This is a genomic window from Sunxiuqinia sp. A32, from assembly GCF_052690465.1.
Window position 1 is genome coordinate 212,938 of record NZ_JBQYLI010000002.1, and the last position, 22,436, is coordinate 235,373.

The 22,436-nt window shown below is 38.4% G+C and carries 14 protein-coding genes and 1 tRNA gene; 3 read left to right on the forward strand and 12 right to left on the reverse strand.

Annotated elements, in window-relative coordinates; genetic code table 11:
• Positions 1 to 21: 21 nt before the first annotated feature.
• Together ACUNWD_RS02850 and ACUNWD_RS02855 are read right to left on the reverse strand one after the other, a co-directional pair.
• Positions 22 to 1,152, reverse strand: a complete 1,131-nt coding sequence (locus ACUNWD_RS02850; protein WP_445586253.1) for a Gfo/Idh/MocA family protein — start codon at positions 1,150 to 1,152, stop codon at positions 22 to 24.
• A gap of 24 nt (positions 1,153 to 1,176) precedes the next feature.
• Positions 1,177 to 2,208 carry a galactitol-1-phosphate 5-dehydrogenase gene (locus ACUNWD_RS02855; RefSeq protein ID WP_445586254.1) on the reverse strand — a complete coding sequence of 344 codons (1,032 nt, stop codon included), beginning with the start codon at positions 2,206 to 2,208 and terminating at the stop codon, positions 1,177 to 1,179.
• A 111-nt stretch (positions 2,209 to 2,319) separates the two neighbouring features.
• On the opposite strand from ACUNWD_RS02855, the gene ACUNWD_RS02860 reads away from it, so the two are divergent.
• Complete coding sequence (locus ACUNWD_RS02860; protein WP_445586255.1) at positions 2,320 to 3,192, forward strand: DUF72 domain-containing protein; 873 nt, start codon at positions 2,320 to 2,322, stop codon at positions 3,190 to 3,192.
• Positions 3,193 to 3,205: 13 nt separating this feature from the next.
• On the opposite strand, the gene ACUNWD_RS02865 is transcribed toward ACUNWD_RS02860, so the two are convergent.
• Positions 3,206 to 4,366 carry a hypothetical protein gene (locus ACUNWD_RS02865; protein ID WP_445586256.1) on the reverse strand — a complete coding sequence of 387 codons (1,161 nt, stop codon included), beginning with the start codon at positions 4,364 to 4,366 and terminating at the stop codon, positions 3,206 to 3,208.
• 87 nt (positions 4,367 to 4,453) lie between these two features.
• Between ACUNWD_RS02865 and ACUNWD_RS02870 the strand changes: the two genes are divergently transcribed.
• The gene (locus ACUNWD_RS02870) at positions 4,454 to 4,786 is read left to right on the forward strand and encodes a hypothetical protein (protein ID WP_445586257.1); all 333 of its coding nucleotides are present in this window, start codon (positions 4,454 to 4,456) and stop codon (positions 4,784 to 4,786) included.
• Positions 4,787 to 4,853: 67 nt separating this feature from the next.
• Positions 4,854 to 4,937, forward strand: a tRNA-Leu gene (locus tag ACUNWD_RS02875).
• Positions 4,938 to 5,076: 139 nt separating this feature from the next.
• Here the strand turns inward: ACUNWD_RS02875 and ACUNWD_RS02880 are convergent.
• The 9 genes from ACUNWD_RS02880 to ACUNWD_RS02920 all read right to left on the reverse strand — a co-directional run bounded on the left by ACUNWD_RS02880 (position 5,077) and on the right by ACUNWD_RS02920 (position 22,277).
• Positions 5,077 to 5,637, reverse strand: a complete 561-nt coding sequence (locus ACUNWD_RS02880; RefSeq protein ID WP_445586258.1) for an RNA polymerase sigma factor — start codon at positions 5,635 to 5,637, stop codon at positions 5,077 to 5,079.
• Positions 5,638 to 5,735: 98 nt separating this feature from the next.
• Positions 5,736 to 7,811 (reverse strand): arylsulfatase, encoded by a 2,076-nt coding sequence (locus ACUNWD_RS02885; protein ID WP_445586259.1) that lies wholly within the window; start codon positions 7,809 to 7,811, stop codon positions 5,736 to 5,738.
• Positions 7,812 to 7,833: 22 nt separating this feature from the next.
• Complete coding sequence (locus ACUNWD_RS02890; protein ID WP_445586260.1) at positions 7,834 to 9,258, reverse strand: sulfatase; 1,425 nt, start codon at positions 9,256 to 9,258, stop codon at positions 7,834 to 7,836.
• Between the two features lie 42 nt (positions 9,259 to 9,300).
• Positions 9,301 to 11,535, reverse strand: a complete 2,235-nt coding sequence (locus ACUNWD_RS02895; protein ID WP_445586261.1) for a sugar-binding domain-containing protein — start codon at positions 11,533 to 11,535, stop codon at positions 9,301 to 9,303.
• A 48-nt stretch (positions 11,536 to 11,583) separates the two neighbouring features.
• The gene (locus ACUNWD_RS02900; RefSeq protein WP_445586262.1) at positions 11,584 to 12,489 is read right to left on the reverse strand and encodes a BT_3987 domain-containing protein; all 906 of its coding nucleotides are present in this window, start codon (positions 12,487 to 12,489) and stop codon (positions 11,584 to 11,586) included.
• A 24-nt stretch (positions 12,490 to 12,513) separates the two neighbouring features.
• Positions 12,514 to 14,283 (reverse strand): RagB/SusD family nutrient uptake outer membrane protein, encoded by a 1,770-nt coding sequence (locus ACUNWD_RS02905; protein ID WP_445586263.1) that lies wholly within the window; start codon positions 14,281 to 14,283, stop codon positions 12,514 to 12,516.
• Between the two features lie 27 nt (positions 14,284 to 14,310).
• Positions 14,311 to 17,352, reverse strand: a complete 3,042-nt coding sequence (locus ACUNWD_RS02910; protein ID WP_445586264.1) for a SusC/RagA family TonB-linked outer membrane protein — start codon at positions 17,350 to 17,352, stop codon at positions 14,311 to 14,313.
• Positions 17,353 to 17,379: 27 nt separating this feature from the next.
• The gene (locus ACUNWD_RS02915) at positions 17,380 to 19,128 is read right to left on the reverse strand and encodes a RagB/SusD family nutrient uptake outer membrane protein (protein ID WP_445586265.1); all 1,749 of its coding nucleotides are present in this window, start codon (positions 19,126 to 19,128) and stop codon (positions 17,380 to 17,382) included.
• A gap of 20 nt (positions 19,129 to 19,148) precedes the next feature.
• Positions 19,149 to 22,277, reverse strand: a complete 3,129-nt coding sequence (locus tag ACUNWD_RS02920; RefSeq protein ID WP_445586266.1) for a SusC/RagA family TonB-linked outer membrane protein — start codon at positions 22,275 to 22,277, stop codon at positions 19,149 to 19,151.
• Between the last annotated feature and the right edge of the window lie 159 nt (positions 22,278 to 22,436).

Sequence of the window (22,436 nt, forward strand, 5' to 3'; positions counted from 1 at the left end):
ATGCCAAACGGTAGAAGTAAATTACTTATTCATTTTCATAGAAAGTCTGCCGTCAAGGTCTGCCGTATCTTCAGGCTTTAAAGGAAATTGAACTGGCGCATTATCACGGTTTGAACGATAAATAGCAGTAAATAATTCAACTGTTTTTCGCCCTTCTTCGCCTGTTACAAAAGGCTCTCTATTTTCAATAATTGACAAACAGAAATCATCAATCTGCAAACCAATATAATACTCTGCCGCGTCAATAGTATTGAAAAAATCGGAGTCTTCCTTTTTCCAAATTTCCACGGAACTCTCTTCTCCGGGAACCGTCCACAAATCATTTACCGGAGGTTCAAGTACCGACGATTGGCCGGCAATAAACATTGCTCCACCTTCGGTCTGTGCTCCAACAGAAGCGCCATTCGCACCATGGATATGTATTTTACCGTAGATTCCAGGCTTTTGTGAATTGCTTAATAAAATATTCCCAATCGCTTTATCTTTAAATTGTACCACAGCAACAGCAGTATCTTCCACTTCAATGTATGGATGATTCAAATTTCGAGTTAGCGCATAAACCTGTTCAATAGGTCCCATTAACCATTGGAACAAATCAAGTTGATGCGGAGCCTGGTTTACAAGAACTCCTCCTCCTTCAGTATCCCATTTCCCTCGCCACGGATCGCTTTTATAATAATTTTCATCGCGCCATCCGAGCATAATTACATGTCCCAAGGCAGGCTTTCCAATTTTTCCATCCTCAATTGCCTTTTTCATGCGAACTATCGGTTCGTAAAACCGGCGTTGACTAATTACTCCCAAACTTACATTATTCTCAGAAGCTGCTTGTAACATGGCATCACAATCTTCCAACGTGCTGGCCATGGGCTTTTCTATCAAAGAGTGAACCCCTAAGTTTGCCGCGACTACAACCGGATCACGATGATATGGATGCGGAGTACAGACAATCAATGCCTGCACATTCTCCTCTTTTATCATCTGCTCCAGATCAACGTAAGCATTTATCCCATATGTATCTGCGAATTGCTGTGTTCGTTCTTTTGATCGTCCACAGACAGCAACAAACTCTGCATTTTCTGACTCTACGATTCCTTTCGCGTGAAGATGAGCAACCTTACCAGGTCCTATAATAGCAGTACGTATTTTCATTGAAGTTTATTTAGACAACTATTTTTAAGGTTGAAGAATAACCTTAATTAATCCTTTTTCTTTTTTATAAAGACGTTGAAACCAGTCATTCCCTTCAGAAAGTGGAACTTTCGCACTGATTAGTGCCTCCACATTGATTTTACCGGCAGCAATCAGGTCAAGCACTGCAGGATATTCTCCGGCAATAGCACAACTCCCCTGAACTTTAATCTGACGAGTAACAACCGATTGCAAAGGAAAATCTATCTCAGGTGATAAATTTCCAAGCAATGTGACAGTCCCACCCTTTCTAACATTCTGTATAGATAGCTTTACAGTCGGAGCAATGCCAACTGCTTCAAATGCATGATCCGCTCCCCTGTTTTCAGTTAGTGCTTGAATTATATCATACAATTTTTCATCATTGCTATTTATACAATGAGTCGCTCCAAGTTCCTCTGCCAATTTCAATTTATCGTCGTCTAAATCAACGGCGATAATTTTACTACAACCAGCCACTTTTAATAACTGAACTATAAAAAGTCCAATCATCCCCACTCCAACCACAATTGCGCTTTCACCAACTTCAGGCTTGGTTAAATTTAAAGCATGCATTGCTACTGCAACAGGTTCCACCATGGCCGCTTGTTCAAAGCTAACCTCATCTGGAATTTTGTATAGAATATGCTGCGGAATTGTGACATAATCAGCGAATGCCCCATGCCTTCTATAATCTCCACAGGAAACACCTAATACTACTCGATCATCACTTAGATTATACTGCCCTTTTCTGGTGTACCAATCATCCAATTTATAAATAGTGGAATCAAAGGTGACACGATCACCAACTTGCCAATTAGACACGCTACTACCTATTGCAACAATCATACCTGCAGCCTCATGCCCCATAATAAGTGGTGGAATTCGCCTGCCAGTACTTCCATCCATCCCATGCACATCACTACCACAAATTCCAACTGCTTTCACCTCAACCAACACTTCACCGTCAAGGGGTTTCGGCTTTTCAAATTCTGTATACTTAAAATGATTATATTCTTCAAGAACCAGTGCTTTCATATTCGAATTAAGTTTGATGCAATTTCAACATTTTTACAAGGATAATCAACAAAAACTATAAGAATAAGGTTATTTTTAAGCAGATAATTTAGACGTTATAAATTAACGCATATGAAATTTGGACAAGTACAGAATCCTGAAAACATAGATTTCAATCTACCGGATGACCATAAAAGAACGGAAGAAATATTAAAGAACAAAGCAACCAATCATGATCTAAACGTTTATGTTGGATGTGCTAAATGGAATAGACAAGATTTGAAGAATTTTTATCCACGAGGCACAAAAGATGAATTAGCATATTATTCTAATCAATTTAACTCGATTGAGCTAAATGCTACTTTCTATAGAATGTTCAATGCTGATCAAATCATCAGTTGGAGAAACAAAACGCCGGACAACTTCAAATTCTTTCCCAAAATCAACCAAACTATTAGCCATTATCGCCGACTAATTAATGTCAAAGATCTAACCGAGGAGTATTGCGATTACATCAGCAATTTTGAATACAAATTAGGGATGGCGTTTTTGCAGCTCCATGATAATTTTGGTTATAAAAACATTGACCGATTAGTTTCTTATATTGAAGAATTCCCAAAAGCAATTCCCTTGGCTGTTGAAATGCGCAATACAGAATGGTTTAATGATGAAAAAATAGCTGACCAAGTGTGCAATTTGTTGGAAAAACACGATAAAACAAACATAATTGTTGATACAGCAGGCAGAAGAGATTTGCTTCATATGAGATTAACAACTTCAGTCGCCTTCATCAGATATGTTGGAGCAAATAATGCTGAAAGTGACAGATCAAGGCTCGATGACTGGATTAAAAGATTGAAAAAATGGGTTGAACTTGGCCTTCGGGATATCTACTTTTTTGTTCATCAAAATATTGAAAGGGAATCTCCTTTATTATCATCTTATTTTATTGATAATATCAATAGAGAATTAAGTACAAACTTGAAAAAGCCTCAATTGCTTTAAGCTGGAATTTGAATTAATTTCCTTGCGGAATCCATGTGGTAAAACAGTTATTATCCGTATTCTCCCTAATAGCAAAAGAGGGTTGAAAAACCAAGGTTGTATCATTTATTCCGTCAAAAGTAAAAGTAGGAACGTCTCCAGGTGGCGAAACAAATCGAAGATACGGATATGGATCTTTCCCATTAAATGCATTATTTGAAGTAAAAAGGGAATCACACATTGATGTCGCTAAATTCAGTGTTCCATACTTCAGCCCAAAATATTTGTGCCATGCTCCTGAATCGGTTTGTTTTTCGATAACAATTGGACGCATTGGCAAAATTATTTCCACGATATCACCCGTTTTCCATTTTTTCGTTATCTGGGCATATTCTCCGGGAACCGCTTTATATTTTACGCCACCAACTGTCACAGTGGCCCTTTCAGCCCACTCAGGAATGCGAATATGTAGATCAACATAGCGTTTATCATCCACCTCAAATTTCAATTTTACTAATCCATCATATGGAAATTCAGTATCTTGAACAATCCTCACTGAACCTCCCGTTGTATGGTTATACTGCATTGAAGATCGACCAAAAACATTGACATATATTTCATCCAAATACCGGGTATATATAATCGGCACAAGCTCACTTCGTGTTTCAAAATGGCCTTTATCAGTGAGTACCACATTATAGGCAAGGTCCTCGATTTCTGAAGCATATTTGGGGGCTCCTGTAATCTTCAGAAGAATTGAGTTCAACTGAATCCAATCTTTTAATTCACTTTCATTGGAAAATGAATGATTGAATATCGATGATGTTTCACTGCCGACTGTAACATTTTCTTTAATAATATTCCAACCGTTTTCTGCTTTATCCAACAATTCTTCCTGACCTGAATTGGCATACAACTCCGCGAGTTGAATAAGTTGAGTCATCGATTTATCAATGTTATTCTGGTTAATTGTAGAAATATCAAATCCGATGACCGCGCTACTATCCATTATTTCAATATCCGAATTGGAAACTTCACTATTACTATTATGGAAATATTCTCCCAAGATTCCCTCAACCTGCACTTGATCCATAGTTAAACCATCAACCCTAAATAAGGGGAAATCCTTTTTAGAATTACATGAAAAAAGGAGGATGCCACTCATTAAAGCAAGGTAAAATGCATTTATACGCATATCTGTAAAATTTTAATAGAGAGAACAGCGTTTATGGTCTGATGTTCAAATAACTTTTCTACTTTTAAACAAACAAAGCAATATTTCATGAAAAAAATACTTCCACTACTTCTAATTGTTCTATTCTCGTGCAGTGTTCACTCTCAATTAAACAGAACCTTTATGGGAAAAGATATTCAGTATATTGAGAAAAACTTAAAAATGAAGGCAAACAAGGTTCAGAACCTTGACAATGGACTTTCGAGAGTGATTTTTATAAAAGAAAAAGATTTAGGGTCTTCGACAATCGCCAAGGGAGAAGGAACCCTTGATCCGATGACCACTCCTCCTGTAAGCAAAAAAGAATATTATACATTTATATTAGATAATGAAGGCAAAGTAATTCGAACGGATTACCAAAAAGAATACGAAAAGAAATAACTTCTCATAATTTTCAGAATATCATGTCGCCATTTTCATATTTTTTATAAATTCGCACTCACTTTTAGCCCAGTTGGCGGAATTGGTAGACGCGCTAGTTTCAGGGACTAGTGTCCTTTTGGACGTGAAGGTTCGAGTCCTTTACTGGGCACAGATTAAAAACAACAAGCAATAAAAAAGCGCTTAAATCCTGAATTTAAGTGCTTTTTCTATTTTTAGTCACCCGTATTATATCTAAGGTTTCATTTTCTCATTGTTAGCGAAATGCGTTGCTTTTCTCTAAGTTCAAATTAATTTTGAGACAACACCTCTTTCATCTTCATCTTTGCTCGATACAATTGATTATCAACTGTCCTTACGGACAATCCTTTTTCTTTTGCAATTTGTTGCCGGGATAAGCCTTCTTCAATGTGCATTTTATAAATATCCTGCTGCTTTTTCGGAAGCCTGTTTATGATCGTCTTTATGATGGAATCAGTCTCCTTAAATATTAAAATCGAATCGGAAGAATTAAAACCAAGTGACAGGTTAGTTGCCAAATAATTTTCATTTCTTTTTATTACATCGAGATGACTATTATAGCTATACACTGCATTTAATGATATTCGATACAATAGGTTTTTTATTGGTCTGTTTTCATCAATTTCCCTTCTATATTCCCATATCTTCATGAAAACATCCTGAACCAAATCCTCAGCATCACAAGGTTTCTTTATTCTCGACCGAATTAAATAATCGATGTTCTTTCTGTATTTCTGGTAAATATTTTGAAAAGCTTCATCGCTACCTTTTTTCAATCTTTTGTATAAAGATGAACTCTCATATATTTTCAAATCACTTTCAGCTATCATCTCACCCATTTTTTACATTCACAGCTCGAAAGTCTGCATAACAGCTGTGAAATCTTAAAATTTATCCGCTCTTCGAATGATTAATAAATTATTGCTTCCTACATCAGCTCGACAGGCGTTAGCTCAATATTGTCTAACCAAACTTTTTCATTAACAGGAACATTATCCACTTCAAAAATCAAACGATATCTCCCGGGCTGATCGATTGAATTCGAAATAAATGAAAACGTTGATTCTTTTGCTGATAATGGAAATTCGTATTTCAACCCCTCACTATTTGATTTACCCATTTTCTCAAATCGAACGACAAGTTTTGTATCACAGCTGGCAACTGATTTAAATGATACTTCAAATTGATTATAATCTCCAGATGGGAACCCCCAAATAAGAGAAGCTTTCCCTTTTTCTTTTGAAATCTTGATAAATGCTGAATTTTTTCCTGATATTTTTGAATTCTGATCAATCAAGAATTCTGCTTTTCCATCTGGATTGTTGATATCCCAATCGCCATAATTCAAATCAAACTCTCCGTTAATTTTTTGTTGGTAGGCTCTTGAGCGTTCGCCGTAATCCCTGGTATCCATTGGGTATACACCTACTTTTTCTGCCCAAATTTTCCATTCCGCATACATTTCCCCTAGCTTTTCTGGATACTTTCCTGCCAGGTTATTTAATTCAGTTGGATCTTCTTCTATATTATAAAGCTCCAGACGTTTAGTATTGAATGTTTTATTTTCAGGAGTTTTAGCAACCAGTTTCCAAACACCGTCGCGCATGCCAATATTGGCTTCATGCTCCCAAAAAATTGGACCTCTGCCATTTTTCTGACCTGTAAAATGAGGAACAAGGCTGCTTCCCTGCATTGGCACAATTGGATTTCCGTTTATAGTATCGGGAAAATGTGCTCCTGAAAGTTCAACACATGTAGCCATAATATCAGTTAGGTGTCCATAATTCCGAACAAATCCATCTTCCATTGATGCGCTTATTCCTTCTGGCCAGTGCACAATTAGAGGTGTGCGGACACCGCCTTCGTGAACCCAATGCTTATATTCCCTAAAAGGAGTGTTACTTGCATTTGCCCAATTGATACGATAGCTTTCAAATGTAGCCTCTAAGTTTCCTTCTAAATCTTTACTTTTCCCACTTGAAATATATTCAGCACAACCACCATTATCTGCTAAAAAGAAAATGATCGTATTATCCAACTGTCCTAGTTCCCTAAGTTTCGAAACAATACGTCCAATCCCCTGATCCATCGCATCGACCTGAGCTGCATAAATCGCCATGCGACGTGCAAAATCCTTTTTCTCTACAGGTTTTAACGCATCCCAAGATGGAACGACTCCATCACGAGGTGATAAATCAGGCTGATCATCCCAAAATCCTAATTCCACCTGTTTTTTCAAACGCCTCTCTCTAATTTCATCCCAACCAACATTGTAAACATTCTTGTACTTTTCAATATCTTTCTCCAGCGCATGCAGGGGCCAGTGAGGAGACGTATAAGCAACGTACATAAACATGGGAGAATCAGGATTAGTTTTAAAGTGTTCACCGATAAACATGGCAGAACTATCACTAATCGCATTCGTTAGATAAAAGTTATCAGGCGACTGGTATTTTTCATTGTTCGAATAGATCGGTAGTTTGAAATAATTCCCGGCTCCACCAACAAGACCGAAATAATGCTCAAATCCTCGCTGAACCGGCCAATTATCTTTGACCATTCCTTTATCTTTTCGGGTATTGGACAAATGCCATTTCCCCGTCATATATGTATTATAACCAGCAGTTTTTAAAACTTCTGCAATTGTAGCTGCATTTTTGCTTAGGTCTCCCTGGTATGCAGGTGTGCCCATATCGCAATTAGTCATCCAGCCCATACCAGCCTGATGTGGATAAACACCTGTCATTAAAGAAGCACGTGTTGGGCAACAACGGGCTGCATTATAAAACTGTGAATAACGAACTCCTGTTTTTGCCAGACCATCCAGGTTTGGAGTTTGAATTTCTCCACCATAACAACCAATATCCGAAAATCCCATATCATCTGCCATAATCAAAATGATATTGGGCCGCTCGGCCTTATTCGAATTTTGATGAGTTGTGCAAGAACTCAAAGTTGTTGTCAAAGCAAATGCCGCTAAACCAATATTGTGTATGTGTTTCATAATATTCTGTAATATATCGTGGTTAATTTTTTCGACCTCCAGGAACTGCTTTCATATAAGTTTTAGGTAAATATTTTTGATGTTCCTTAATAACAGGAGCATATTTTTTTTCTTCAGCCAAATTATGCCATTCATATGGATCCTTTTTAAAATCATACAACTCTGATGTTCCATCGGGATACATGACGTATCTGTATTGTTTGCTTTGTACTGAAATCAAGTTTTCGCCAAGGTTGGTTAATGCAGGACGATCCCAGCTAACACCAGGCTCTTCCAGAAATGGTCGCAAGCTAACTCCATCAAGTTTTTGCGTTGGAGAATCCAATTTGCAATAATCAACGATTGTTGGATAGAGGTCAATCAAACCGACAGGAGAATTCACAACACCTCCACTGACAGGAGATTTAGGTAATTTAATTATTAAAGGAACAACTGCGGACGAATTCCAGAGCGTATTTTTCTCCCAATGGTTCTTGATTCCAACATGGAATCCGTTATCAGAAAAAATGACAACAATCGTATTTTCAGCGTATTCACTTTTCTCCAAAGTATCCATCAATCGCCCAATATTCCAATCAACAAATGATGTACAGGCATAATAACCATGGATAAAATGTTTCCATCGGTCCACATTGTTTGCACCGGTAACTTCAAACCGACCAAATGGATCCAGCAAACTTTTTCCATATTCCGGCACATCATCTAAATCATTCTCCAAATATCCTTTTGGAATTTCAATTTTATCAGGATCATAAATGTCAAAAAATCGTTGAGGGGCAGTAAACGGAGTATGAGGACGCCAAAAACCAAGCGTAACAAAAAAAGGTTTTTCATGCTCTTCATTCAAAAATTCAATTGCTGCATCTGTATTTATCACATCAGGGAATATACTATCCGGAAAAGCCTGAACTCCCCAGAATTTTTTAAACCGATCTTTTTCAGATAACACCCTGTGTTTCGGATCAGGAAAAGGACCAAAACCGCCCTCATAAATAGGGCGGTTGTCAAAATTGCGTTCTATCCGTCCGTCTGTCAACTTTGCGTGATACACCTTTCCTCTGCCAAATGTATAATATCCGTTGCGCCGAAATAATTCGGGCAATGTTTCTGCTTGTCTTAATGCTTCTGAATCATTCCATGGATCACCGCCATTTACATACACACCTGAATGATGCGGATAAATGCCGGTATACAGAGAAGCCCGTGAAGGCATACAGAGTGGAGCCGAACAATTTGCCATTGAAAATGTGACGGATGACTCCCGTAATTTATCCAAATTCGGTGTCAGTACATCTTCCGTTTTGGTGATGCCATAATCATTCATGTCATCGCAAACCAGAAATATCACATTCCATTTTTCATCCTTTTTCGCATCTCCCCCAAAAGCTAAAATTGAGGAAGATAAAAGAACTCCAGCCAGTATCACTTTGTACGCACCTTTCTTCACTGCTTTTCTAATTATGATCTACTAATTAATTGCTTCAAAATTTTAGTATCCGAAAAAACCATAGTCAAATGGAGCTTTTGATTCAGCATCGGGCGCTTCAATTGTCAATAAGTTTTCTCCTTTTTTAAGGTATCCAACATAATCGCTAATATTGAAATATTCGTAATGTCTTTTACCTATGATTCGTTTGTCAAGTACTAGTTTGCCATTTAGATAAACTTTCACTTGTCCAAATGCTGATATTTTCAATGATATACCCTCAGGAATTTCACTCAAATTGAATGCTTTTACTGACCAGATTGATTCACTCTTTGCCTGTTCAATTGGTCCTTTTAAACTCTTAAATTCTTTTAGTTCAGGCGCAGTTTTCCAATCTGCTGACGGTTTGCTTTTTGTGTAAAGAATGTCATTTGCCACAACTTCTGAATCGGTGATGATACCAACAACCTTTTTATTGTCTTTCCCATATAAAGGCGCATGAAGGATGCGTAACAACTCAGGATCTATTTTTACAACTTCCCGATCGTATGTCATCAAACCATTCACTTCACCTTCAACATCGGTTGTTTGTGTGTACACAGCAGCTGATAGTCCTTTATACTTCAAAGGAACAAGACTATACATTAGTTTTGCATATTCCTTTATTAGCTCTGGAGTTGAAGAATAAGTGCGATACCCCCAGTTTCTCATCTCTGGATTCCACAGGTGGTCTTTAAGTGGAAGACCAAGACCTCCAAATTCACCAAGAACCATCACTCTACCAGGATTTTGAGCAGCTGGTTCCATTCCTGGTCCCGGATACTGGTGCACATCATACATATTTCCGCAGTTTCTGTCGGTCCAGCCACTAACGCCATCAATAATTCTCGTTGGATCATATTCCATGCTCCAATCAACCACTTTTTTAGTTTCAAACTGTCCCCAGCCTTCATTAAAGATAACCCATGTAACGATGCTTGGGAAAAACTTCAACTGGTCAATTTCCTCTTTCATTTCATACAATACCTGATCAGCAGACTCTTTTGGACGACTCCAATCACTTTCTGCATCCCATTTTACATGTTGCTCGTTTCTTTCAGCAGTTTTAAAGCCAGAGACCATGTCCTGCCAGATCAACAATCCCAATGAATCAGCATAATAGTAATATGTCCATGGCTCAACCTTAATGTGTTTACGCAACATATTAAATCCCATATCTTTCAGCACTTCCATGTCGTAGCGCATCGCTTCAGCTGAAGGAGGAGTTAATAGTCCGTCAGGCCACCATCCCTGATCAAGGGTTCCGTATTGAAAGATTGTTTCATTATTTAGCTGAATTCGTTGAAATCCATTCTCATCTTTTACCATTGAAATTTTTCGCATAGCGAAATAAGAATCAACTTCATCCAGTAAAGCACCATTCTTTGTTAATGACACAGTCATTTGATACAATTCTGGAGTTTCCGGACTCCAAAGCTTTGGAGACGGAATATCCAAAACAATCTTATCTGCTGCTTTAAAAATCTTCTCAGTAACAACTTCACTGTCTTTAAATACGGATACTTTAATTTCCTCGTTGCCTTTCAGCACGGAAATTTTAGTATCGAGAATTAGTTGGCTATTATCGATATCCGCAACCGGATTAACAGTTTGAATGGTTACCTTATTCACAGGTTCCATCCAGACTGTTTGCCAAATACCAGTAACAGGAGTGTACCAAATACCTCTTGGTTTTAGTACTTGTTTCCCGCGAGGTTGCATTCCGTCATCTGTTGGGTCCCAAACAGAAACAATCAATTCCTGCTCTCCCTTTTTTAGATATTTTGTAATATCAAAAGAAAATGCAGTTGATCCACCTTTATGTGTCCCAATCAATTTGCCGTTTAACCATACTGTGCTCTCCCAATCCACTGCCTGAAAATGAAGAACAATATTTTTACCTTTCCACTCAGGATTAACCTGAAATGTTTTACGGTACCATACTTTATCTTCAGGAAGTACAGACTTCCCTACACCTGATAAAGCTGATTCCACAGCAAAAGGTACTAATATATTTCCCTGAAAATTTTCAGGCTTTTTATCATCCTTTGAAATAATAGCATATTCCCACAATCCATTTAAGTTTTGCCAATTTTCCCGCTTTAACTGGGGCCGGGGATATTCCTTCCAGGCATTTTCCGGAGTAACTTCCTTACCCCAACGAGTCATTAACTTTCCTTTAATAGCTTCATAGGTTTGAGCATTTGCCGCAATCCCAAAGCTAACACACAGTACAATTACAATAATAATTCGATTCATAGCTAACTAATTCCCAATTTTAAAACCAATATCAATTTTCTATTTAAACTATCTCCATTCGTTAACTCCCTGTCCATCAGGCTGCATATCCCTTACTCTGTTTCGAAAGATCAAGGTATCAACAGCCTCACACTCAAAGTCACCATCGGTATATTTATAACTCAGGTAAAATGTGCGAGAAGCAGCATCATATGTTGAACTGCCATTTCCGCTCACCTGAATAGCAGCACCTTCATCGCTACTTAGAGTTACATCGCCACTACCAACTGATGGTGCTTCAATGTTGAAGACGACACCCGGATCTTTACTTCCGGCTGTATTATCTGCTTTCACCATCATTGAATTAGGCCCTATGGTTACCAGCTCTTTTATGCTTTCGTTGATTGTCGGAGAATTCTCATAGGTCAGCGTGTCTGTTTCAGTAGCAGATTTTCTAATGGTTTGACCGGAATAGTAATAATTTCCATGTTGTTTTGCCCAATAGCTAATTGAAGCCACCATATAATTTTTCGCGGAATTTATTGAGTCAACATCATTTGATCCGGTTAAAACAAATGGAATTACATATTCCCCTGTCAATGACTTCGGATCAGCCAAAAAAGCTGCTGAATCAATTTCAATACCAACATATCCCTGTTCCTCGTTTACCGGAACAACAATTTCAGAATTACTTGAAAGCGTATAATAACTTTCAGGCATAACTGTTTTTGATTCGTCAGTAATTACAGATGGATCGATAACAAACTGAACTTTACGTTCCTGATCATTATTTAATAAACCTGAAAACATGATTCCTGCTTTCAATTCCAATCCCTCGCCTACTACAATGTTGCGGTTGTATTCCTGATTATAAAAATACACCGATGTAGTTCCGAAAGAAATCACTTCCTCGTCAAACCCGCATGAACTAAGGATTGCCGACAAGATCAGTAATATGAATATATTTCTTTTCATCTCTATTTCATTTAATGTTATTAATTATTCCCACCCTTTATTTTGAACTAAAGCAGGTGAATTGTATAGTTCATCATAAGGAAGTGGCATATAAATGGAATTGAACAATCTTTTTTCCAGTTCAACATTCATATCGTAACTCAAATCCCCAACTGGATCTTGAGTAATTGTAGCACCAGTTACAACTGTATTAATCTCAGTTAGATCTTCAGAACTTTCCCATCTGCGAATATCCCAGAAATAGTGGCCTTCGAAGCTAAGCTCCAACCGTCTTTCATTATGGATCAGTTCACGGAATAATCCTTCATCATTTACAGCCACTGTATTCATGTATTCATTTCCTGCACCATAACGTTTATGGATTCTTGTAATGATAGAAACAGCATCAAAACCATATCCCATTGGATCACCAGTAGCTCCCCATGCCTCGAAAGCTGCTTCAGCAAAATTCAAATACAACTCAGGAGATCCAAGATGAACTGCAGCTCTTGCAGTACCGGTTAACTGACCAGGTATCAAGCTTACATTGTTGTATTTTAGCAACTTCTTTAAGTAATATCCTGAACGGGAAGTATTTGTTGATGGATTATAGGCATCTATACCACCTTCAAAAGTTTCAATCGTGTGGTAGCCTGATTGCCCCAATGATGTTCCATTCAACGCAACAAATTTATCCAAGCGTGGGTCGCGGCTTGCATATGGATTCTCAACATCGTAAGTAGCACTTTCGCTAACTGGATATCCTGCTGCATCGGGGAATGCATCTACGAAATTTTGAGATGGATTCACTCTTCCGTTTCCATACATAGATGGTGGATAATTCGTACTTTCCAAGCCACGATTACCACTCTGTACATTACCACGCAAGAAAATATCACGAATGTTATATGCTTTATTATTCAGTTTATTGAAATAATAATCATCAATAGAAGGTAAGTCTTTCAACCCTCCAATAGCAACAAGAGCATCTCCGGCTGCAACTGCAGCCTGTTCCCACTTGACCTGATCATTCGCAGGATTAAACTCAGGACTGGCCGCATATAACAATACCCTTGCTTTTAAAGCCATGGCAGCAATACCAGTTGCCCTACCATTCATAGTTGCTCCTAATACAGCATTGGTTCCCGTATATTCAACCGGCAAATATTTGATCGCACTGTCACAATCATTGCTGATTTGGTCAACACATTCCTGATAGGTATTGCGAGGTAGATTCAAATCCTCATCAATAGTCAACACTTTGGTTACGATTGGCACTCCAAGAAATTCACCAGTAGTGGTCATCCCTCCAAAAGTTCTCAACAAATCAGCCTCATAAAAAGCTCTGAGGCAATATGCTTCACCAAGCATTCTATAAAATGTATTGATATTATCAATGCTATCGGCTTCTGTTCCTAATCGTACAAACCGAACTGGGGTTAAAAATGGTTTTGTCCCAGTTGTATCAAGTACCATTTTTTCAAGGAACTGGTTGATCCTTCTAATTTGATGAAATCCATTTACCCAGTTAGATTCTGGATTCATGTTTGGACGCAATGCACCAGTTCCCATTTTGAAATAGTCGGAACTATAATCATTGGTAACTGCATTATCTGTCGCACAATCCAGCATATAGTTATACACATCAGGCAAACTATTATAAACGGTATTCAAAACACCATTAAAATATGCCTCGTTGGTAAAAACCTGCTCTTCAGTCAATGATCCGTCCAATGAAGGATCCAGGTATTCAGAACACCCAAACCCCATCGCAAGTATCAGGAATAATATATTGTATTTGAACAATCTTTTCATTTTTGATAATTTTAAATGGTTCATGATTTAGAATGAAACTGAAATTCCTGCTGAAAGTGTAGAACACAGTGGGAAGTTTTCAATCCCTGCATTTATATTCTCAGGATCCAAATCTTTAATTTTCGACAATGTCAACAGATTATATCCTCTCGTAAATACTTTGATGTCATTCACTCCAAAACGCTGAGTCAGTTTATGAGGCAACGTGTAACCCAATTCAACATTTCTCAGTTTTAGGAAGCTACCATCAATAATCCAGTAGTTAGAGTTTACAAAGTTATTTTGCGTTGCTAAAGCAGATAATTGAGGGTGTGCATTACCATTAGGCAGACCATCCACAACAACTTGTGAATATTTTCTGTTTCCGTAGATTTGATAATACTGATTCCCCAATAAGTGCTCATATTTGCCATATCCAACAGCGAGTACATTCAAATTGAATCCTTTGTATTTGAGATCAATATTTAATCCAAACTGAAGGCGTGGACTTGAATTACCAATCTCGTCCCTATCACGTTCATCTACATAGCCGTCATTGTTTGCGTCTTCGTATTTTATATCGCCAGGACGAACCGGACCAAACATTTGTAGCGGTGATTGATCAATATCTGCCTGATCTGCAAAAACACCAATTGCATTAAGTCCCATGATTGCATCAACCGGACGCCCCTGTGTAATCAAACCATTGAAAGTATCAGCAGGATAATCCGGTTCGCCATCAGCAATACGATTCGAGATACCATAAGTAAAATTGGCACCTAAATTAAATTCAAGTTCACCAATAAATCGGTTGTACCATATTTCACCTTCAATTCCCTGCAGTCCAAACTTTTTAAAGTTCCACATAGGAAGTGCCTCATTTTTACCGATGACCCCTGGTGTAATATTTCCACGGTCACCGATAAAACCATCATTAATATTATTAAAATATCCTAAGCTGATACGAGTTGAGCGGTCAAACAATACAGCGTCAACACCTACGTTGAATTCATAACTCTTTTGGAAACCAATATTTGGATTACCAGTTTTATCCATCGATACCAGGTAATTTTCACCATCCAGCGAAATTGTTCCGTTTTGTCTCCAGATATCCTGGTACAAGTGAGTTGAAAAAGCGCCTTCGGCAGTATAGGTTGTTGATCCCAAAATACCATAAGAAGCACGAAGCTTCAACATATCAATTGCTTTTGAATCAGAAAGGAAATCTTCCTCTGACAAAATCCATCCTGCTCCAAAAGAAGGGAAATAACCGTAACGATTGTCTTCTGAAAATGAAGTAACTCCCACCCTATTAATATTGGCCTCGAGGATATATTTATCAGCAATCATATCACTTACATGTATACCAAGGTTTTGTCTACGTGGATCCTCATCTACATTACGGATCTCGTTTCGAGACTGGAAAAAATTCAGAATCCCATGAATATCATGATTTCCAAAAGTCCTGTCATAAGTGGATGTCAGGTTAAGTGCATAATTTCTTCGCACATTTGCTTCGGAACGAGATTGGCTGGTTGCCTCAGTAGTATTACCCCATTGGTTAAATGTAACTTCCCCGGAAGCTGCATCATAAACAGGTTCGTAAACTGTAAATGTTGCACCTTTTGTTGCGGTTTCAACATTATACACATCAAATGAAACGAAAGGCTTTACTTTCAAACCTTTTACCCATTGGTCCAAGTCAAATGTCAATCCAAAATCAGACTGAATATACGTGTAACGACGTTCAGCATACCCGCGTCCTGTTAATAAGCCATAAGGGTTGTTTTGCTTTTCAGCAGTACCACCAATCACATATTCTTCATTAGGATCACCAACCATTTCACCAGGTATCAATATTGGGTAATCATTTGGATGATGTGCAGCCAGTGGATCAAAAAAGGCCTGAGTTGAAATATTTGGCCATTCTTTTATTTGCGAAGCTGCATTAAATCCAGCACTTACAGTAATGAAATCCACTACGTCCATGTCAACAGATGTACGCACTGTCAAAATATCATCCGAATTGGGATAATTGGTGTGCTTTTCCAAACCACCATTTCCCTGGTAACCAATGTGCGCAAAATACCTCGACTTCTCATTTCCACCGCTCAACTGAGTATTGATTCTGGTCATTGTAAAGTTCTTATTTAAGAACTCATCGTAATAATCAACATCCGGATACAAAATTGGATCGGTATGATTTTGATACGCATTTAGCGCTGTTTGATCATACATAGGACCATATCCATCATTTGCAAGCGCTTGATTGTAGTAGGTAGCATAATCGTAAGAATCGAGAAACTTAGGCAACCTTGTTGGCGTTTGAACACCATGCTCAACATTGATACGAACACTATTTTCATATGCTTTCCCTCGTTTTGTGGTGACTAACAAAATACCATTTGACTGCAAGCCACCATACAATGATTTCATTGTTGCGTCTTTTAACAGCTCAACACTCTCAATCACTTCTGGCTCGATATAATCCAAAGTACGCTCTACTCCGTCTACAATAACAGTGTAGTCACCCCATCCGCCTCGAACAAACATATTATGGTTTGTCCATCCAGGTACCAGGGTATTTTGCAATTGGAATAATCCATTTAATCTTCCACCCAATGCACTTTGAAGCGACATGGTTGGAGTATGCTCTAATTCGTCACCTTTTACTACTGAATAAGCACCGACACTCCTGCGCTCGGTTGTTGTTCCAAATGGCAACATTATCTGGTTATTTTCACCCTCTAATGCTTTTGCCATATCCATAACTATTTTTCTACTTTTTAAAGCTTCATCAGTCGATGCAACAATCTTTGATTCAAAGCCATCAGCCTTGATTACCAACATGTCATCTGTGAAAGTTTTGAATTCAAACTTCCCCTCAGCAGTTGCTTTAGTATACATCCTGGACTTGGAAGAATATATTGAAGCTCCCTTCACTGGATTACCATCTTGATCCACGATCATTGATTCCAGGGAAACTTTTATATTCTTTGCCTTCTTATTCGAGTTCTGTGCAGATATATCTACCGCACTGAACAGGAATAATAAACTAAATACGACAAGTATATTTTTGTATAAATTCATATCTTTTAATTTGTATGGTTTAGAAAATTACCACCCTGGGTTTTGTAAAAAGTTAGGTCCAATATTGGTATCATCTAACTTGATGACAAACAGGTAATGTTTTTCTTCAAAAACCCTTTGTTGGTAAAGTCTTGGCGTATACCTGAATCCTGTTGGATACTCTTCACTGACTCCTACTTTTGCAATTTCCATTTTCCACATGTCCCTGTTTTCAGGCAAATGTGCAATGTGCCACCTGCGTATATCAAACAACCTGTTATCTTCGAAACATAGCTCAATACGACGTTCGTTGCGAACTCTTTCTCTAAATGCGTCTTTTGCTAAATATTTGGAAGCAACATCAGGCATCTCAGCGCGATTGCGGACGATATTTAAAGCAGCCTCGGCAGAATATTTACAAGAGGAATTAATTTGTGTCGGATTGCTCCATGCTTCATTGGCAGCTTCAGCAAACAACAAATACAAATCAGACATTCTCAGCTCTGGATAGTGCATATTCAAATTGGCTTTAAATGTCTTACCCATCCATTTGTTGTTATAATATCCGGTCTTTGTATAACCCATATTAACCGTACCATCCGAATAGCCTAAATCTTTAGACCCAAGTGTTGCAGGCGTTTTGGTTTCATCCTTATCCCAGATTTGCATGGTTTTTCCCATCACCTTTTGCTGATTTGTTATAATAGTCTCAGCAAAGCGTGGATCTCTTCCCACATAAGGATCCTGAGGATTATAGCCCGAAGCCGGATCACTAATTGGAAGACCTGTTTCCTGCATTTCGAAACAATCTACCAACAACTGGTTTGGGGCAGTTCCATACTGGCCTGAAAGTTGGCCTGGCGGACGATAGCGACGTTTATATGAGTTAGATCCCCATGTATGATCATAGCGGCGTCCATATAATATTTCTTTGGTATATACTTCTTCTTCATCTTCTTTAAAGATGTAGTAGTACTTGTCCATCGGAACCAAACCGTAGCCATTGGATTCTGCTAACCTAATTGCTGCATCAACTGCAAGAGCTGCATCATCCCATAAATCTCCCTGTGCTCCAGGTTGCATGGTGGCATATTCACTGGCAGCATAAACCAAAGCCTTTGCTTTCATTCCTAAAGCCGCAACTTGTGTTGGCCTTCCCCAATCACTTTCTTCAATTACTGGTTTTAGGTACATTGCTGCACTATCTAAATCAGCAACAGCCAACAATATTGATTCCTGGTAAGGTAAACGTGGAAGGTCCATTTCTGCATCAGCTGCAAGCGCTTTGTACATATATGGCATTCCTCCCCAACGACGTATTAGCTCAAAATAGCCATAGCCTCTGAAAAAGTAGCTAGTTCCAAGGATAACATCGCGAGAAGATACATCTCCAGGATAATAGTCAATATTTTCAATACAAATATTAGCAATTCGTATCTGGTTCCAAATTCGAGACCAAGTACCATTATTACACATCAAAGCAGCTCCGTTGGTCCTCATTGGATAGAAATCGCCATTAGCTGCTTGCACAGATGGAACACCTGTCCAGTTTGGACCGGAAATAGAGTTGTCGGAAATATCATCATAATCACCAAGTGGATCTTGATTTGCATGATGACGTTTTAGCATTGGGGTCACAATCAGTTTGTCATTGAAATTCTTAAAATTGACAGAATCTTCAAACACATCACTAAAATCGTACCCTTCAGATTCTTCCATTTTATCCAGGTAATCACTTTCGCATGATACGAAAAAGGCTCCCAGCAAAATGAGAAATGTTATAATATGTATTTTCATAATTTACAGGTTTTTAGTGATTAAAATGTTACTTGTAAGCCCAAGGTTACTCTGCGAATCAATGGGTAATAACCAAAGGTCAGGTTTCCATTACCAGCATCAGTTCCTTCGGGGTCACCAATCGGGTAATCCGGAGACCAGGTAAACAAGTTATTCCCCTGCAGGTAAATCCGGCATTTTCCAATTCTATATTTTGATAAGAAATCTTCAGGAATTGTATACCCCATTTGGGCAGTTTTTAATCGCACATATGAAGCATCACGTATACTGGTTGTAGTTACTTTTCCATCGCTGGTATTATTTTGAGCGCGATTACTGTCCATATGTAGCGCAGGGTACCTGGCATCCATATTATCTGGTGTCCAGTAATCACTCTGGTAATCGAAATATTGGTTAGCTAACCGGTGCAAAGGCCAAAGGAAAGCATCAATCATATTTCTGGAAGTTTTTGATGCTCCCTGGAAAGTAAAATCAAAATCAAAACCTTTATAATTCAAGCCTCCGGAAAAAGTATAGAAATACAATGGATAGGTTCCGGCATAGCCTATAGGCACTTCATCATTGGTGTCAATATTTCCATCACCGTTAAAATCAATGTAGGTAACATCACCTAGACCAACAATGCCACTACCATATCGAGGCATAGCAGCCCTTTCATCAACATTATCAATATAGCCGGTAGTTACATACCCAAATAGTTGATCGATACGACGGCCAGCCATTTTCTGGTATTCCGGTTTATAATAAGGTTCATCTCTAAAGATAATCCGGTTATCACTAAAGCTAACACCAGCCTTTGCCCAATAACTCAAACCTTGAAGTTGACCGCCGGTATATTTTAATTCTACTTCATAGCCTTTAGTCTCGGTTGCACCCAGGTTCTGTTGTTTTGCATTCACACCAAACCAATCAGGAAGAGATAAACGACTCAAAAGAATCTGGTCCCTATTTTCCGAGAAAAAGTCCATCGTTAAGAGGAACATGTTATTCTTTAAAAAACCAAGTTCAATACCAAGGTCTTTCTTGATAGCGCGTTCCCATGTCGCATTGAGGTTGGCAACATCGCCTTCCACGATCGGAGTTATATTAGTTCCTGGATTATCTGCAGTTCCTGGATGGAATTCATCTTGATTAGTCGCACTATTAGAATACGATGAAGTATACAACCAACGCTGGCCACCAGCATTGTCACTACCAACTTCACCATACGAATACTTAATTTTCGCACGGTTAATTATTGGTTGCAGTGCCTCCATAAATTTTTCCTGATGCAGGTTCCAACCTACGGCATAGGAAGGGAAAAAACCATATCGATTTTTTGGAGCAAATTGCTCAGAACCATTTAATCCGAGGTTTACTTCTGCCAGATACCTTGTTTTATAATCGTATGTAACACGACCTACAACACCCTCTTCATAGTGAGGGAAAGCTACATTGCTCTGCCAGGTACGTCTTTGTCCCAAAAACAAAGCAGATACATTATGTTCTTTAAATTTTCGGGCATAACTAATTGAAGCTTCATAATACCAACTTCTAAAAGGATCACTGGTAATATTTTCATCTCCTGGAGTAATGGGCAATTCGGCTCCTTCCGCATCAGTATTATCACGCCCCTTATATCTCATCCAGGTACCGTCTGATAATAACTTATAAGTTACTTTGTCGAAATTATAGTTCTTCAAATACGCTTCGTCATGGTTAAAAGCCACCTTACCTTTTACAGACAAACCTTTCGTAATGAAATCCAAATCTTGCTTTAATACAAAAGTTGTTGTCAGTCCAGTCTTTTTGGTTTCTTTATAACCACTGTAGTTAATGGCGTTGTATGGATTATTAGCATTAATAACACCAGTACTTGCCGCCCTCGCTCCTGATTCTTCAGGGTGCGCAGGATCAGGATATTGTTCAAGTATCGATGCAGGATATTCATTCGGAATCACCATAGGCCCCAACATAAAGATCGGACGATAGGTCCGAATCGAAGCCGACTCATTTGGTTGGTTTTTAATTCCAATAAATCCACCAGCATTCATAGATAATACCGTTGATGGAGTAATATCAAAATCCATATTTACACGATAATTGTAGCGGTTATATTTATAGGATGGGTCATATTCGGGTTGCTCAACCGTTTTTAAAATATCACCATCATACAAATAAGAAAAGGAAGCATAAATTCTGGCATGCTTTGAACCGCCGGAAACACTAACGTTCTGCTTTTGACTAATACCAAAATCTCTCACACAAATATCTGCCCAATCCGTATTTGGATACATATAAGGCATATCCTGTGTACGGTAATGTTCAATGATATCATCAGAAAGTAGCAGGTTCCAACTACCATCATTTTTGAATGCTTCATTCATAATCAGAGCAGTTTCATAACTGTCATACATATTCCGACGAAGCAATGGGTTCTTTAGCCCAACTTCAGAATTGAATGTAAGTTTAATACCGCCTTCCTGTCCACGTTTGGTGGTAATCAGGATTACACCATTTGCACCTTTCACACCGAATACTGCAGTTGCCGAGGCATCTTTCAATACAGACAAGGTTTCAATCTCGTTAGGATCGATATCATTAAAGTTACCTTCAACACCATCGACCAATACAAGTGGATTATTACTCACCCATGAAGATTTACCACGAATAAAAACATTCGCAGCGTCGCTTCCTGGCTCACCATCCGTTTGAACCGTAAAAACACCTTGAACCTGTCCGGTAAGAGCATTGGACAATGAAGTAGTACTTGCTCTTTTTAAAGTCTCGCCTTCAACTTGTGAAATAGCTGCAACCGAACTCTCTTTCTTCTGCACTCCATAACCAACTACCACGACTTCATCCATGGTAACATCGTCGGAAACAAGCACAACATCAATCACATCCTGGTTTCCCACAAGAATTTCTTGTGTTTTAAACCCAATAAAGCTAAACAGGATTACATCTGTCGATTCTACATTTTTTAATGTATAGGAGCCATCAAAGTCACTAATGGTCCCGTTAGTAGTACCCTTTAGAACAATAGTCGCTCCGGGGATAAACTGCCCATCAGAATCCTTGACGATTCCGGAAACAGTAACCGAATGGGATTGTCCATAGGATACAAAATAAGAAAAGAACATTAATAAAATGATCAGATTTTTTCTCATAATTGAAAATTTAGGATTTGTTAGAAGCTCAAAAATAGAATCTCAACTTCCCAATAATTAGGAATTATTTTCAACCTAGGGGATTATTGTTCTTTATGCTTCTTCAAACATGACCAAACAATACGGGTAGAACATAAGTACAGACTGCAGAACATTTGT

Coding starts and splice junctions, on each gene's coding strand:
- ACUNWD_RS02850 (WP_445586253.1), bottom strand. CDS start 1,152: ATGAAAATACGTACTGCTATTATAGGACCTGGTAAGGTTGCTCATCTT.
- ACUNWD_RS02855 (WP_445586254.1), bottom strand. CDS start 2,208: ATGAAAGCACTGGTTCTTGAAGAATATAATCATTTTAAGTATACAGAA.
- ACUNWD_RS02860 (WP_445586255.1), top strand. CDS start 2,320: ATGAAATTTGGACAAGTACAGAATCCTGAAAACATAGATTTCAATCTA.
- ACUNWD_RS02865 (WP_445586256.1), bottom strand. CDS start 4,366: ATGCGTATAAATGCATTTTACCTTGCTTTAATGAGTGGCATCCTCCTT.
- ACUNWD_RS02870 (WP_445586257.1), top strand. CDS start 4,454: ATGAAAAAAATACTTCCACTACTTCTAATTGTTCTATTCTCGTGCAGT.
- ACUNWD_RS02880 (WP_445586258.1), bottom strand. CDS start 5,637: ATGATAGCTGAAAGTGATTTGAAAATATATGAGAGTTCATCTTTATAC.
- ACUNWD_RS02885 (WP_445586259.1), bottom strand. CDS start 7,811: ATGAAACACATACACAATATTGGTTTAGCGGCATTTGCTTTGACAACA.
- ACUNWD_RS02895 (WP_445586261.1), bottom strand. CDS start 11,535: ATGAATCGAATTATTATTGTAATTGTACTGTGTGTTAGCTTTGGGATT.
- ACUNWD_RS02900 (WP_445586262.1), bottom strand. CDS start 12,489: ATGAAAAGAAATATATTCATATTACTGATCTTGTCGGCAATCCTTAGT.
- ACUNWD_RS02905 (WP_445586263.1), bottom strand. CDS start 14,283: ATGAAAAGATTGTTCAAATACAATATATTATTCCTGATACTTGCGATG.
- ACUNWD_RS02910 (WP_445586264.1), bottom strand. CDS start 17,352: ATGAATTTATACAAAAATATACTTGTCGTATTTAGTTTATTATTCCTG.
- ACUNWD_RS02915 (WP_445586265.1), bottom strand. CDS start 19,128: ATGAAAATACATATTATAACATTTCTCATTTTGCTGGGAGCCTTTTTC.
- ACUNWD_RS02920 (WP_445586266.1), bottom strand. CDS start 22,277: ATGAGAAAAAATCTGATCATTTTATTAATGTTCTTTTCTTATTTTGTA.